This window comes from Cupriavidus sp. Met-2 (genome assembly GCF_049843575.1).
Lineage (GTDB): Bacteria > Pseudomonadota > Gammaproteobacteria > Burkholderiales > Burkholderiaceae > Cupriavidus > Cupriavidus metallidurans.
Map to the genome: position 1 here is coordinate 119683 of NZ_JBBHZL010000005.1, position 12879 is coordinate 132561.

Here is a 12879-nt window from a genome sequence, read left to right on the forward strand (position 1 = left end):
TCGTCAATCGTGGATTGAAATCCGGGTGACTCAACCTCCCTCAGCCGCTTATCCAGATTGCCCGGATACAGCGCCATAAAATCCCGGGTGGCTATCTTGCCGCGTTTTGGTTAGGATGCCGGTCGGCGCCGATGGCTATCCGCCTCCGCCGCAGCGCGCAACCCAATCACAATAATGGGCGGACTTGCCTGCGCCATATGTCTAATAGACGCGATGCAAAGCGAATTTTTCGTTCGCAAATTAGCGTTTGACCCGTGCTTTTTCAGATATTTTTTGTAATATTTTTGTTGTGCGGGTGCGTTGCGATGTCCTGTAACATTCCGCCACAAATCTATCGGGGATCCAAAAATGCCGACCTACAAGCAGTTGCTAGCGGAAAAAGAAGCACTCGAAGCCAAGCTCAATGAAGTTCGTGCCAATGAAGTGGCTGGCGTGATCGAGCAAATTCGCCAATTGATGGCCGATTATGATTTGACCGTCGAGGACATCGCACCCAAGCGCCGTCGCGGTCGTCCGGCCAGCGGCGCCACCGTGGCACGCAAGACGTCGTCCCTGCCGCCGAAGTACCTTGACCCGAAAACCGGCAAAACCTGGTCAGGCCGTGGCCGCGCGCCGGCATGGCTCGGCAAGCGCCCCGAGCGCTTCCTGATCGAACAGGCGTAAGAGAGTTCAGCGGGCAGTCCGGCAAACGCCGGGCTGCCGCACGAGGCGCGCCGCTCAGCGCGCCTCGCAAAGATATTCGCTACGCAACGCCCGGAATCCGAGTTGCGTTGGCTCGGGCGCAACGTTTGCACCCCCATCCCCCCTTGGCTCCAGTCGGAGCACCCGCGCCGAGCAATGCTGCGCGGTCTCATCCCTCGTGTACCGGATCTCGTACTGCGCGCCCGTTCGCGGGATGAACGACACCCCCGCCGCGCAACGAACCTCCTCGGCCGGTGGCGCAGCCGTCGACGTCACGGCCACGTAAATCCGCTTATCCACCGCTACCTTCCGCTCGCGCGTTCGTGACGGCGGTTCCGGGGAGCTTCCGACCATATCCGGCTCTCTGTCGCGCCCCATCGCGGCCAGTTGCTTTCCGGTTCCCGCCAGCACAAGCGGCCACGGCGCCTTGGGACAGCTTGCGGGGTCCAACACGCTGAAGGTCGTACGGTCGTCGGTGCTGGTCGTCACCCGCACCATCGCGTAAGGCGCGTCGGACGGTACCCGATAATGGCTCACGCAACCGCCCAGCACGAGAGCGCAGGGGATACAGAGCACGGCAGCGGACCGGTTCAGGCGCATAGGACGTACGAAGATGACAGTTGACCGACGATGAAGCGAAAGCCGGGAGGCGCCGTCCCGTCCCGGGTATGACCCTGTGGGCGGTGAGGATATCCACAGGTTCTGTGGATATCCTGCCCGAGCGGTTCGCGCTAGCCCTTTATGTACGGCACCGCACTGGACTGCACAAGATTTAGGCAGCCCTGCCGATAACACGACGCCGGAACTGGTCAATGTAGATCAGGAACGCCTCCGCCCCAAGTTCGGACTCCCACCTGCCAGTACGCTGCGCGCTTGCATCTGCGGCCGTGGGACACGGCATCTCCGCCTCCGTTGACACCGGTCAACCGTGACTACGCGGAACTTCACGATGATGCCCCCATGTCTCGGGCGACATCGGTCCCTCCTCGGACTCGCGGCCACGGCATCGGCCTTGATGCTTCGGCTTTGACACCTGGCGCCCGGGCCAATCCAAGTGGATAGACCCGATCGTCGCCATGTTTGATGACACCCAACTCTACGACCGCATTCAGCACGATTTCCCGCTCGACACCCGCCCCTATCAACGCGCGGCATCACTACTCGGCCTCTCCGAGCGAACGGTACTGAGCCTGCTTGCACGAGACCTCGGCAACGGACGCATCAGCCGCATCGGCGCGGTGTTCGCCCCCAATTCGATCGGGACAAGCACGCTGGCCGCGCTGGCGGTGCCGCCCAATGAAATGAAGCAGGTGGCCGAACGTCTGAACGCGGACCCGGCAATCAGTCACAACTATGCCCGTACGGGTCACCGCTACAACCTCTGGTTTGTCGCAGGCGCGCGCGATCGCACGATGCTCGATGCCGTGCTGCACCACATCGCCGACGACGTGGGGTACCAGCCGATTGATCTGCCACTCGAACGCGAATATCACATCGACCTCGGTTTTCCACTCGGCAAGGGCCGGGAAGCCAGCAAACCAACCCGGCGAGCACCACCAGTATCCGTGCCCAAGCCCGAGATGGACGAGTGCGACTGGCGTCTGGTGGCCGCGCTGGAACCTGGCCTGTCTCTGACGCCGGAGCCCTATCACGCGCTGGCCGAACGTTGTGGCCTGCCACTGACCGAGACGCTGCAGCGCCTGCAGCGGTGGCGCAAGAACGGTGTGATCCGCCGCTTTGGCGTCATCCTGCACCATCGGCCATTCGGGTATTCGCACAATGCGATGTGCGTGTGGAATGTGCCCGATGCGCGCGTCGATGCCATCGGGATGCGCATCGCCAGCCTGCCGCACGTCACGCTGTGCTACCGACGCCCACGACGCCTGCCAAACTGGCAATACAACCTCTTTGCCATGGTGCACGCACGCGGGATGCACGAACTCGAGATGACGCTGTCGCGCTTCGATGCGATTGGCGGATTAGCCGCCATGCCGCACGCTGTACTTCGTGCCAGCCATTGCTTCAAGCAGCGCGGCACGCGCTACGGCAATATACCGGCGAGGGTCTAAGCCCTCGCCCGCCCGCTTGCGCGGGCCTTATTTTTCCATTCAGGATTCCATTCAGGACGCCGTGGCCGGCGCGGGAAACAGCACGGACAACCGCGCGGCGAATGGCCCTACCCACGTCGGGCGTGGCGCGGCATCCAGCCAGTATTTGACTTCCAGGCCCAGTTCAGTGTCGCCGCTGATCGACAGGCGGCGCTGGAAAAACAGCGTGTCCGTGTCGGCATCGCCGCTAATCAGGCGCAGGTAGTCCGCCACCTTGGCGCGCAAGGTCAGGTCCGACGCGGAACCATCGAATGGCCCCGGCGCAAACCGGCCATCGACACATCGAAAGCGCACTTCCAAGCCGATATCCTCGACCGTCAGCCGAAACGTATGGCCATTCAGCGCGGCCGGCGGCTCCAGCCATCCCGAGCGGCGCATGGCCTCCACGGCCAACACGAAGGGCAACGCGCGCGCGGGCGCCGGCATGTGCCGGTGCACCCGCGACATCAATCCGGTCAGCATCGTCATGCCGTAGCCTCCTCGCTCTCAATCCATCGAATGCCCGGCTTGCCCGTCCAGTACCCGTTACTGGGTGCCGCGTCCGCAGGCATGACCGGACTCGGCGCCGCCGGCATTCCGTGGCGAATGCCATCGAGATGGGCAATCGCTTCGAAAGTGCCTGTGGAATGGGCGCTGACACGCATCAGACCAACACCGGCCTCTGCCATCCGCGACACTTCGGCGCAGAGATCGAGGCAAGTGGCCGACTGCGTCTGGATGCCGTTGAGCGTGAAGAACGCCTGCCCCTCGCCCGTGTCGGCCACCAGCCCGTCTGGATAGTCCAGGCAGCGGAATTCGCAAGCGTCCTTACGCAGACGGTGATGGCGTGCGGTAAAGCAGCGCGCGGAGAACGCCAGCGGCATACGCCCCCAGACCAGCGCTTCCAGATCAAGACCCGCCGGTCGCGCCGCGGCCAGCGCGGCCATCGTGCGGCCATCCATTTCGACCGGCACCGTGCAACCTACCGCGCCAAGCGATGCCAGCCATGCCAGCGTGTCGCCCTGATAGACGTTCAGGTGTGGGCCGCCCACGAACGGACGCCCGCCCATGCAGCGCACCGCGCCAAGGTCGTTGGCTTCGACCAGGTAGTCGTCCTGCCCGCAAACCCGGCGCATGACTGCGATATCGCTGTCGGATTCGACCAGCACCGGCGTCGACAACACCACCTGCTTGCCTGCCTCGCGCAACATCTGCGCGATTTCGAGCCAGTCCGCATGGCGCAATTCGTGCCGCCGCGTGCAGACGGCTTCGCCGAGATGAACACGGTCGACGGGGCTGTCCGCGACCGACGCGTAGAACTGCAGCACCGTCGCGCGTGGCCAGTAGTAAAGCAAGGGGCCGAGGGAAATTCGAAACAAGGGAGATTGCTGTGTGGGCATTGCCATGTGGAATCCTGGCTTGTGATGGTTGGACGCCGCTCAGCGCCAGGGCCGCTCGTACGCGCCTTGCGTGACCTGGTCGCCTTCGGCGTGGCGTCCCAGCGTGGCCTGCCATTCCTGGCGCGGCGCGAAGCGCTTCGGATCGCGGCATGCATCGTCGATGGCCGCGCGCAGCACACCCACCACGTCGGCGACGTAGCGCGGGCTGCGCTGCCGGCCTTCGATCTTGATCGCGGCGATGCCAATGTCGATCAGAGTGGGCAGCAGCGATACCGCATTGAGACTGGTGGGTTCCTCCAGCACGTAGCCGCGCTCGCCTTCGACCGTGAATCGGCCCTTGCAGAGGGTCGGATAGCCCGCCGGCTCGCCAGGGGCGTAGCTGTCGATCAGGATGCCGGACAGTCGCGCCTGCATCGTGCCGTCCTGTTCGTCCCAGCGCACCGCATGGGCCGGAGAGCAGACGCCCTTGTTATTAGGCGAGTCGCCGGTAGCGTAGGACGACAGCAGGCACCGGCCCTCCGCCATCACGCAGAGGCTGCCGAATCCAAAGACTTCAAGTTCGATATCGGTCTGGCGGGCAAGCTTCGCAATCTGTGTGACCGTGAGCACTCGCGGCAACACGACGCGCCGGATGCCGAACTGCTCGCGCATCAGCTCGATTGCATCGGCGTGGGTGGCGGAGCCCTGCACGGAAAGGTGGATGCGCAGGGACGGATGGCGTTTCGCGGCATAGGCAATCAGACCGGGGTCGGCCATGATGACCGCATCCGCGCCGAGCGCGGCGGCCGTGTCGACGGCATGGTGCCATTGCTCGACGTGGCCCATCTGCGCGAACGTGTTGATAGCGAACAGCACTTCGGCACCGCGTGCGTGGGCCTCGGCCACACCGGTACGGATATCGTCCTCGCTGAAATTCAGACCGCCGAAGTTGCGCGCGTTGGTGGCATCGCGCAGGCCCAGATACACCGCGTCGGCGCCGTGCTGCAACGCCATGCGCAGCGCTGCTAGCGAGCCTGCGGGTGCGACAAGTTGAGGGCGGCGCACGGGCGCCGCCAAGGGTGGATTCATCGCATCGGGTCCGGAAAGGGAGTTCCCGGATGCTAGCGATACGCTGATGGTGGGCCTTTGACTCGGCGCAAACGAAACGAAAGCGTCGCGCCGCGTTTGCCGGCGTTGGCCGCTGTATCAGCCCAGTGCGCGCGACAGGTGACCCGCGCCGAGCCGCGCGGAAAGCTGGTCGGCCAACGCACGGACTTGTCCGCCGATTTGCTTACCGGTCGGCGCATCGATCTCGCTGGTCAGGTAGCTGACCGCGATGGCGCCCGCCGCGCGCGAACGCGTGGCGTCGAACACGGGTGCGCCAAAGCAAGTCATGCCATCGCGCATCTGACCGTTGTCAATCGAGTACCCGAGTGCGCGAACCTGTTCGAGCTCATCCACCAGCGCCGCGACCGTGGCCACGCTCGCGCGCGTCAGCGGCACGGGCATCCCCCCATCGAACAGATTCCTGACTTCCGCCGCCGGTACGGTGCTGAGCATGGCCTTGCCCGTGGCCGTATATGGCGCGGGCAGCCGCATGCCGATGCGGAAGGTCACGCCCAACGGGCGATCGCCATTCTGGCAGGCCAGGTACACCACCTCGGCGCCATCGAGCATCGACAGCGTGACTGTGGCGTCGTGAAAGGCGTCGGTCTCGTCCCAAAGCGCCCGGAATTCTTCCGTGATCTGCGTCTGCGACAGGAAGGCATTGGCCCAGCTCATCACATGCGGCCCCAGCGCCATCGCTCCGCCCGGCAGGCGCTTGAGCAATTGAAGCTGGACGAGCGTGTCGCACATGCCGTGCAGCGAACTCTTGGGCGCGCCGGTCAGCCGGGTCAGGTCGGCCAGCGTCAGCGGCTCGTGCGCTGCCGCCACGGCGTCCATCACCTGGACCGCGCGCACCACGGCAGGCGAAGTGGACTTGAGCGCTGGCGCGGCGTCCGCCGCATCTGCGGCGGGAATGGCATAGGCTGTCTTTGGCATGGGCTGGCTGCTATCGGAACGGTTCTTGCCCTCTGGCGGTCTTTCCGACGAGGGCGTAAGATATTCCATCGTTCCGCATATCGAATATCGTTCAATCTATTGAACGATATTAAACACCGCAAACCCGACGAATGCAACCCGAGGATTTCGCCATGCAACTCAAGGACCCTTCGCTGTTCAAGCAACTGGCCTATGTCGACGGTCAATGGATCAGCGCCGATTCGGGCGCCACGTTCGACGTCACGGACCCGGCCACTGGCGAGGTCATCGCCCGGGTGGCCGACCTGGGTGCTGCCGAGACCACGCGCGCCGTTGCTGCCGCGGAAGTCGCCCAGAAAGCCTGGGCGGCAAAGACCGGCAAGGAGCGCGCCAATATCCTGCGCCGCTGGTTCGACCTGATGTTGGCCAATACCGACGACCTGGCCTACCTGATGACGCGCGAGCAAGGCAAGCCGCTGGCCGAGGCCAAGGGCGAGATCGCCTACGCCGCCAGCTTCATCGAGTGGTTCGCCGAGGAAGCCAAGCGCGTGGACGGTGAAGTGCTGGCCACGCCTGCCGCCGACAAGCGGCTGGTCACGCTGCGCCAGCCGGTAGGTGTGTGCGCCGCGATCACCCCGTGGAACTTCCCGGCCGCGATGATTACGCGCAAGGTGGCGCCGGCGCTGGCCGCTGGCTGCGCGATCGTGATCAAGCCGGCCGAACTGACGCCGCTGTCCGCGTTCGCGCTGGCCGAACTCGCGCATCGCGCCGGCGTGCCGGCAGGCGTGCTGCAAGTTGTCACCGGTGACGCCCGGAACATTGGTGGCGTGCTGACGGCCAGCCCGATCGTGCGCAAGCTGTCGTTCACGGGCTCGACGGAAGTGGGCCGCATCCTGATGGCTCAGTCGGCGCCGACCATCAAGCGCCTGTCGCTCGAACTCGGTGGCAATGCGCCGTTCATCGTCTTTGACGATGCCGACGTCGATGCGGCCGTGGAAGGCGCAATCGTTGCCAAGTACCGCAACGGCGGCCAGACCTGCGTGTGCGCGAACCGCTTCTACATCCAGGACGGTATTTACGATGCGTTCGCCGCGAAGTTTGCCGAGCGCACCGCTCAGCTGCGCGTCGGTAACGGGCTCGAGGCAGGCGTGGTGATCGGCCCGCTGATCGAGGACGCCGCGATCGAGAAGGTGAATTCGCTGGTCGAGGATGCCACGTCAAAGGGCGGCAAGGTACTGGCCGGTGGCGGCAAGCACCCGCTCGGCGGCACGTATTACACGCCGACCGTGATCGGCAATGCCACCGCCGACATGCGCATGGCGCGCGAAGAAATCTTCGGGCCGGTGGCACCGCTGTTCCGCTTCAAGCAGGACGACGAAGCCGTTGCCGCCGCCAACGCCACCGAGTATGGCCTGGCCGCCTATCTCTACACCCGCGACATCTCGCGCGCATGGCGCACCGCCGAGGCGCTGGAGTACGGCATGGTCGGCCTGAACACGGGCCTGATCTCCAACGAGGTGGCACCGTTCGGCGGCATCAAGCAATCCGGCGTCGGCCGCGAAGGCTCGCGCCACGGCATCGAGGAATACCTCGAGATCAAGTATCTTTGCCTGCAGATGTGATTGAGCCCCCCTCTCCCGCTCACTAACAGGGGAGAGGGAAGACAACCCAGAAAACCACACACCGGAGACCCCATGAACCCGTTCCGTTTCCAGACCGTGCCGACGGTCATCGTCGAGCTTGGCGCCGCGCGCCGGCTGGGAGCATTGCTGCGCGAGGCCTTTCCGCAATCGCAACGCCTCTGCGTGGTAACCGACGGCTTCCTCTCGAAGAGCGGCCTGCTCTCGCCGGCGCTCGATGACCTGGGCAAGCACGGCTGGCAGGTGACCCTGATCGACGACGTGATCGCCGACCCGCCCGAGCACATCGTGCTCGAGGCCACCGAGCGCGCGCGGCGGGCCGATGCGGAAGTCGTACTCGGGCTCGGCGGCGGATCGTCGATGGACGTCGCCAAGCTGATTGCCGTGCTGCTTCCTGCCGCGCAGTCGCTCAAGGACATGTACGGCGTGAAGAAGGTCACGGGCACGCGGCTGCCGCTCGTGCAGATGCCGACCACCGCCGGCACCGGCTCGGAAGTGACTGCAGTGTCGATCGTCACCACGGGAGAGACCACCAAGATGGGGGTGGTGGCGCCGCAGCTTCTGGCCGACCTGGCCATTCTCGACGCCGAACTCACGCTTGGCCTGCCACGTGCGGCGACCGCGGCCACCGGTATCGACGCGATGGTGCACGCGATCGAGGCCTATACGAGCGCGCATCTGAAGAACCCGATCTCGGACATGCTGGCCGTGCGCGCGCTGGAACTGCTGTCGCAGAACCTGATGCTTGCCTGCGACAACGGCCACGACCACGGCGCGCGCGAAGCCATGCTGCTCGGCGCGATGTTCGCCGGCCAGGCCTTCGCCAATTCGCCGGTGGCGGCCGTGCACGCGCTGGCCTATCCGATCGGCGGCATCTTCCATGTCGCGCACGGGCTCTCCAACGCGCTCGTGCTGCCGCACGTCATGAAGTTCAACGCGCCGGCAGCCAGCAAGCTGTATGCGGAACTGGCCGACGTGATACTGCCGGGCACCACCGGTAGCTGCGAAACCAAGACGGCCGCGCTGATCGCCCATATCGAGGGACTGGTGCTGGCCACGGGCATCCCGCGCACATTGCGCGAGGTTGGCGTCAAGGAAAATGATCTGGGCCGTCTGGCCCGCGATGCAATGCTGCAGACACGCCTGCTGGTCAACAATCCGCGCGAGGTTACCGAGGCCGACGCATTCGCGATCTACAGCGCGGCATTCTGACGCGCCCCGGCAACGGGCCCACGATGCGGCCGCCATGGAACCGCCGTGGTCCCGCATTCGGACTACAGTGTAAGAGGCGCTATCAAAATGAAGCGAAGCGGTTCTGGCTAGGCGCGCGGCCGCAGACAGTACAAGTAGTACGGCAAGGCCGCGCAACGACGCCAGAATCATTTTGATAGCGCCTCTATAGCGCTATCAGGGTGCTATCCGCCGGCGGTGTCCTACAAGGATGCCGCCGGCCCGTGACACGTCGTTAATACCAACAACGCGTACCTCACCACCTGCAAGGAACTGCCATGATGCAGACCGAAATCCAGGCGTCCACCTGGACCAGCCCCGACGAGGAAGATGAACTACTACGTGAGCGTATCGGCACGTGTATTGCCGAGGCGTGCGGCGGCGATATGCCCGATGGCGTTGCCGTGCACGTGGTAGACCGCCAGGTGACCATCACCGGGCGCGTGGAAGACTCGGACCTTTCCCGCCGCATCGCGCAGGCCGCGGCAACGCCGCCGGGCATTCTCGGCGTCACCAACCTGCTCGTCACGCGGGTGCCGTCTCAGGCCCAGGGATCGTAGCCGTCCTTCTCCCAGTACGGAGAGATCCCGTAGTACTCGTGAATGCTGGTGGCCCACTCGGAGTTGGCCATGGTGGGCCAGTGTTCCTTGTCGAAACCCGGCGACGCCTTGAGACGTTCCTTTTCGACGCCCAGCACGAAGCACTTGCGGCGCGTATCGAGGGTCAGCGCCGACCAGGGCAGCGCGTGCAGCTTTTCCCCGATGCCGAGGAACCCGCCCATCGCCAGCACCGCATAGGCAATCCGTCCCCCAACGATGTCCAGCATGATGTGGTCGATCGTGCCGAGCTCGTCGCCGGCAGGGTCCACGACCTTGTTGCCTTCCAGGGTGTCGGCGGCCATCACGAACGGCCCGCACTTGCCGGGCTTCTGGTTCACATTGCCGATGATGGCGGCCCTGCGTTCGGATGCGCCCGCGGGCGGTGTCTGCTGGTCCATGGGACTCATGGGCAACTCCTCCTGACCAAAGGGTTGGACTGACAAGCGAGACGTATCTCCGGCGCCACATGCGAGCTGAAACCTGCCAACGCCGAACTGTCCTGACTTGATCGTAGACGCGCGCGCGGACGTCTTTCAAGTCATGTTGCAGTGCAATCGAGAGCCGCCGCACGCTGACGCAGGACGCCCCATGTTGCCATAGCGCTGATAAAAATGTCGGCCCCGGCATCGGCGACCGCCCGCGAAGGTGTCCGACCCGGCCTCACCGATGGCTTTGCGCCGTGGCCATATCCCAGATGTCCTGCGCGATCGGATGCTCGCGCTCCTCGATCACGTGGGCCACCAGCCCTGCCACGCGCCCGATCAGCGTGAGACCCTTGCCAAATTCCGGGCTCATGCCCATATCCAGCAGGATCGCCCCTTTGGCGCCCGTGGCATTGAGCGGTACCGGCTTGCCCGCCGCCCGTGTGGCCGCTGCCGCGATCTCCTGGGCCAATGCGCAGTGGCGCCCTTTGTAGCCGCACTCGTCAGCCACCTTCAGCAGCTTGATGCAGCGCGGATCGCCCCCGACGTGGATCGGATGGCCAATGCCTGGAATACGCTTGCCCGAGGCGCGACTGCGTGCCACGGCCGCTTCCGCTGCTGCCCGCATGTGTTCAGCCGTCCAGTCCGCGCCGACGTCCGTGGCAACGCCAGCGAGAAAGCGCGCACTGTACTCCACCGTGCCGAGAAAGCGACTGCCCGCGCCAAGAATGCCCGCCGCGACGGCGCCCTGCAGGGACTCCGGCGCACCGTGCAGCGTGAGCCGGGTGGACAGCGCGCTTGGCGTCAGTCCATGATCGCTCGACGTAACCAGGAACATGTTGATCATGCGCTTGAGATTGGCGTCAGGAAAATCGCCGAGGATCTCCAGGCACAGCACGTCGATGAAATCCCGCTGGTCCATCAGGTCATCGACAAGATCGTAACCGCGCACCTTGATATGGTCGGCATCCCCACCGCCGATCGCACTGTTCAGCATGACGTCTCCTGTCTTACTCGGGCTGCGCGCCCGAATCCTGCACGATCTTGCGCCAGCGCGGCACCTCGGACTCAACGAACGCCTGGAACTTGCGGTCAGCGAGCCCCATCGGAAAACTGCCGATGCGCGCCATCGAGGCCGTCACGTCGGGTGCGTTGGTCGCCTTGTCCAGTTCGGACGAAAGCCGCGCGACGACGTCATCGGGCGTCTTCGCCGGCACGAAGATGCCGGACCATCCCTCTAATGCCGCACCCGGATAGCCGGACTCGGCCATCGTCGGCACGTCGGGCATGACCTCGAGCCGCTTGCCCGCGCTGACTGCGAGCGCACGCAGCTTGCCAGCCCGCATTTGCGGCAGCGCGGTTTCGGGATAGTCGAACATCATGTCGACCGATCCACCCAGCAGGTCAGCCATGGCCGGGCTCTGGCCCTTGTACGGAACATGGGTCAGCTTGATGCCGGCGGCCTGCTCGAATCGCGCGGCTGCCAGATGCGTCTGCGTGCCCTGCCCCGCCGAGGCGAAGTTGAGCTTGCCGGGCGCCTCCTTGGCGGCCTTCACGACATCGGCCACCGAGCGGTAGGGCGATGTGGCATTGGTCATCAGAATGGCGGACTGCCGGAACAGCGAATGCACGCCCCGCAGCTCGCGCGACGGATCGACGCGCGCGTTGCGATACAGCGCCAGATTGGCGGCCTGCGTGCCGTGTGTGCCGTAGAAGAGCGTGTAGCCATCCGCCGGCGCACGCGCGACATACTCGGCGCCGACCATGCCGCTGGCGCCAGGACGGTTCTCCACCACCACCGGCTGGCCCAACGCATCGGACAGCTTGCGGGCGATCAGCCGCGACTGGTTGTCCGAAATGCCACCCGCCGCGAACGGCACCACCAGCGTGATCGGCCGCGTCGGGTAGTCCGCCGCGTTGGCCATACCGGCCATCGCAAGGCTCGCACCCACAGTCCATCGCACCCAGCGGCTCAACAGATTCAAATTCGACATCACCCTTCTCCTCAATACGAATGCCGGCCCGCCGTGGCGCCTGCGTCCACCGGCAACACCGCCCCGGTCACCCAGCCAGACTCGTCGCTGACCAAATACCGGATGGCCTGCCCGACATCCCAGCCGCTGCCCTCGGTGCGCAGAAACGAGCGATTGCGGCGTGCCTCGCGCTTCTCTGGCGACATCCCCTTGGCATAAACCATGGGTGTGTAGACCATTCCCGGCGCCACGCAGTTGACGCGGATGCCCTGTTCGCCGTGATGCGCGGCCATGGCACGTGTCATGTTGACCACCGCGCCCTTCGAGGTCGGATACAGCAGACTCGGATGCCCGCCGATCAGCCCCGCCACCGACGCCACGTTGACGATCGCACCCTTGCCTTGCGCGCGCATGTGCGGAATCGCATGACGTGCCATCAGCATCATCGAGGTCACGTTGATGCGCAGCGCCTGATCCCACGCTTCGAGATCGACGTCCTCGGCAGTGCCTTGCGGTCCGCCGATGCCGACGTTGTTGACCAGGATATCGACGCGCCCCCAGAGTTCCACCGCGCGCGCCACGGCGCTCCGGCAATCTTCATCACGACTCACGTCGCAGGCGATGACCTCGGCCTCGCCGCCCTCCTCCACGATCATCCGGTGCGTCACCTCAGCCCATTCGCGCACGCTGTCGATCAGCGCCACGCGGGCGCCATCGCGCGCCAGCAGAATGGCAGCGGCGCGGCCATTGCCGATGCCATCCGCGCGAGACCCCGCGCCGGTCACGATCGCCACGCGGCCCTTCAGGGACCGGCTGGCCGGTTGTGGATCTGGAATCTGTTCCATC

Annotated in this window: 14 protein-coding genes; 5 read left to right on the plus strand and 9 right to left on the minus strand. The window is 65.1% G+C overall.

Translation table 11 applies throughout. The features are described from left to right. The first annotated feature begins 348 nt into the window (after positions 1 to 348). On the plus strand, positions 349 to 663 hold the full coding sequence (locus WD006_RS13140) for an H-NS histone family protein (protein ID WP_008651043.1): 315 nt from the start codon (positions 349 to 351) through the stop codon (positions 661 to 663). Positions 664 to 717: 54 nt separating this feature from the next. On the opposite strand, the gene WD006_RS13145 is transcribed toward WD006_RS13140, so the two are convergent. Next, entirely contained in the window at positions 718 to 1218 is a 501-nt protein-coding gene (locus tag WD006_RS13145) for a hypothetical protein (protein WP_224444281.1), read from the minus strand. Between the two features lie 539 nt (positions 1219 to 1757). Here WD006_RS13145 and WD006_RS13150 point away from each other — a divergent pair. Beyond that, positions 1758 to 2750 (plus strand): Lrp/AsnC family transcriptional regulator, encoded by a 993-nt coding sequence (locus tag WD006_RS13150; RefSeq protein ID WP_029306436.1) that lies wholly within the window; start codon positions 1758 to 1760, stop codon positions 2748 to 2750. Positions 2751 to 2801: 51 nt separating this feature from the next. Here WD006_RS13150 and ubiT read toward each other — a convergent pair whose 3' ends face one another. The 4 genes from ubiT to WD006_RS13170 all read right to left on the minus strand — a co-directional run bounded on the left by ubiT (position 2802) and on the right by WD006_RS13170 (position 6190). Further along, the gene (ubiT, locus tag WD006_RS13155; protein WP_011519360.1) at positions 2802 to 3257 is read right to left on the minus strand and encodes a ubiquinone anaerobic biosynthesis accessory factor UbiT; all 456 of its coding nucleotides are present in this window, start codon (positions 3255 to 3257) and stop codon (positions 2802 to 2804) included. Beyond that, positions 3254 to 4174: a U32 family peptidase gene (locus tag WD006_RS13160; protein WP_011519361.1), complete on the minus strand. Its 921-nt coding sequence runs from the start codon at positions 4172 to 4174 to the stop codon at positions 3254 to 3256. Before WD006_RS13160 ends, ubiT begins: the two co-directional genes overlap by 4 nt. A gap of 33 nt (positions 4175 to 4207) precedes the next feature. Further along, on the minus strand, positions 4208 to 5236 hold the full coding sequence (gene ubiU / locus WD006_RS13165; protein WP_029306437.1) for a ubiquinone anaerobic biosynthesis protein UbiU: 1029 nt from the start codon (positions 5234 to 5236) through the stop codon (positions 4208 to 4210). A gap of 117 nt (positions 5237 to 5353) precedes the next feature. Continuing rightward, entirely contained in the window at positions 5354 to 6190 is an 837-nt protein-coding gene (locus tag WD006_RS13170) for an IclR family transcriptional regulator (protein WP_080711341.1), read from the minus strand. Between the two features lie 152 nt (positions 6191 to 6342). On the opposite strand from WD006_RS13170, the gene WD006_RS13175 reads away from it, so the two are divergent. The 3 genes from WD006_RS13175 to WD006_RS13185 all read left to right on the plus strand — a co-directional run bounded on the left by WD006_RS13175 (position 6343) and on the right by WD006_RS13185 (position 9599). Further along, complete coding sequence (locus WD006_RS13175; protein WP_011519364.1) at positions 6343 to 7791, plus strand: NAD-dependent succinate-semialdehyde dehydrogenase; 1449 nt, start codon at positions 6343 to 6345, stop codon at positions 7789 to 7791. 72 nt (positions 7792 to 7863) lie between these two features. Further along, positions 7864 to 9021: an iron-containing alcohol dehydrogenase gene (locus tag WD006_RS13180; RefSeq protein WP_029306439.1), complete on the plus strand. Its 1158-nt coding sequence runs from the start codon at positions 7864 to 7866 to the stop codon at positions 9019 to 9021. 296 nt (positions 9022 to 9317) lie between these two features. Next, complete coding sequence (locus WD006_RS13185) at positions 9318 to 9599, plus strand: BON domain-containing protein (protein ID WP_008651028.1); 282 nt, start codon at positions 9318 to 9320, stop codon at positions 9597 to 9599. Here WD006_RS13185 and WD006_RS13190 read toward each other — a convergent pair. The 4 genes from WD006_RS13190 to WD006_RS13205 all read right to left on the minus strand — a co-directional run bounded on the left by WD006_RS13190 (position 9581) and on the right by WD006_RS13205 (position 12878). Beyond that, positions 9581 to 10045: a PRC-barrel domain-containing protein gene (locus tag WD006_RS13190; protein ID WP_011519366.1), complete on the minus strand. Its 465-nt coding sequence runs from the start codon at positions 10043 to 10045 to the stop codon at positions 9581 to 9583. The two genes, WD006_RS13185 and WD006_RS13190, sit on opposite strands and share 19 nt — an antisense overlap. A gap of 253 nt (positions 10046 to 10298) precedes the next feature. Next, positions 10299 to 11057: a citryl-CoA lyase gene (locus WD006_RS13195; protein WP_029306440.1), complete on the minus strand. Its 759-nt coding sequence runs from the start codon at positions 11055 to 11057 to the stop codon at positions 10299 to 10301. A 13-nt stretch (positions 11058 to 11070) separates the two neighbouring features. Further along, positions 11071 to 12054, minus strand: a complete 984-nt coding sequence (locus WD006_RS13200) for a Bug family tripartite tricarboxylate transporter substrate binding protein (protein ID WP_011519368.1) — start codon at positions 12052 to 12054, stop codon at positions 11071 to 11073. 11 nt (positions 12055 to 12065) lie between these two features. Then, positions 12066 to 12878 (minus strand): SDR family NAD(P)-dependent oxidoreductase, encoded by an 813-nt coding sequence (locus tag WD006_RS13205; protein WP_011519369.1) that lies wholly within the window; start codon positions 12876 to 12878, stop codon positions 12066 to 12068. Between the last annotated feature and the right edge of the window lies 1 nt (position 12879).

What these genes read in the sequence shown, in the direction of transcription:
- WD006_RS13160 (WP_011519361.1), bottom strand. Translation starts at nt 4,174, where the DNA reads ATGGCAATGCCCACACAGCAATCTCCCTTGTTTCGAATTTCCCTCGGC.
- WD006_RS13140 (WP_008651043.1), top strand. Translation starts at nt 349, where the DNA reads ATGCCGACCTACAAGCAGTTGCTAGCGGAAAAAGAAGCACTCGAAGCC.
- ubiT (WP_011519360.1), bottom strand. Translation starts at nt 3,257, where the DNA reads ATGACGATGCTGACCGGATTGATGTCGCGGGTGCACCGGCACATGCCG.
- WD006_RS13195 (WP_029306440.1), bottom strand. Translation starts at nt 11,057, where the DNA reads ATGCTGAACAGTGCGATCGGCGGTGGGGATGCCGACCATATCAAGGTG.
- ubiU (WP_029306437.1), bottom strand. Translation starts at nt 5,236, where the DNA reads ATGAATCCACCCTTGGCGGCGCCCGTGCGCCGCCCTCAACTTGTCGCA.
- WD006_RS13150 (WP_029306436.1), top strand. Translation starts at nt 1,758, where the DNA reads ATGTTTGATGACACCCAACTCTACGACCGCATTCAGCACGATTTCCCG.
- WD006_RS13180 (WP_029306439.1), top strand. Translation starts at nt 7,864, where the DNA reads ATGAACCCGTTCCGTTTCCAGACCGTGCCGACGGTCATCGTCGAGCTT.
- WD006_RS13185 (WP_008651028.1), top strand. Translation starts at nt 9,318, where the DNA reads ATGATGCAGACCGAAATCCAGGCGTCCACCTGGACCAGCCCCGACGAG.
- WD006_RS13190 (WP_011519366.1), bottom strand. Translation starts at nt 10,045, where the DNA reads ATGAGTCCCATGGACCAGCAGACACCGCCCGCGGGCGCATCCGAACGC.
- WD006_RS13175 (WP_011519364.1), top strand. Translation starts at nt 6,343, where the DNA reads ATGCAACTCAAGGACCCTTCGCTGTTCAAGCAACTGGCCTATGTCGAC.
- WD006_RS13205 (WP_011519369.1), bottom strand. Translation starts at nt 12,878, where the DNA reads ATGGAACAGATTCCAGATCCACAACCGGCCAGCCGGTCCCTGAAGGGC.
- WD006_RS13200 (WP_011519368.1), bottom strand. Translation starts at nt 12,054, where the DNA reads ATGTCGAATTTGAATCTGTTGAGCCGCTGGGTGCGATGGACTGTGGGT.
- WD006_RS13170 (WP_080711341.1), bottom strand. Translation starts at nt 6,190, where the DNA reads ATGCCAAAGACAGCCTATGCCATTCCCGCCGCAGATGCGGCGGACGCC.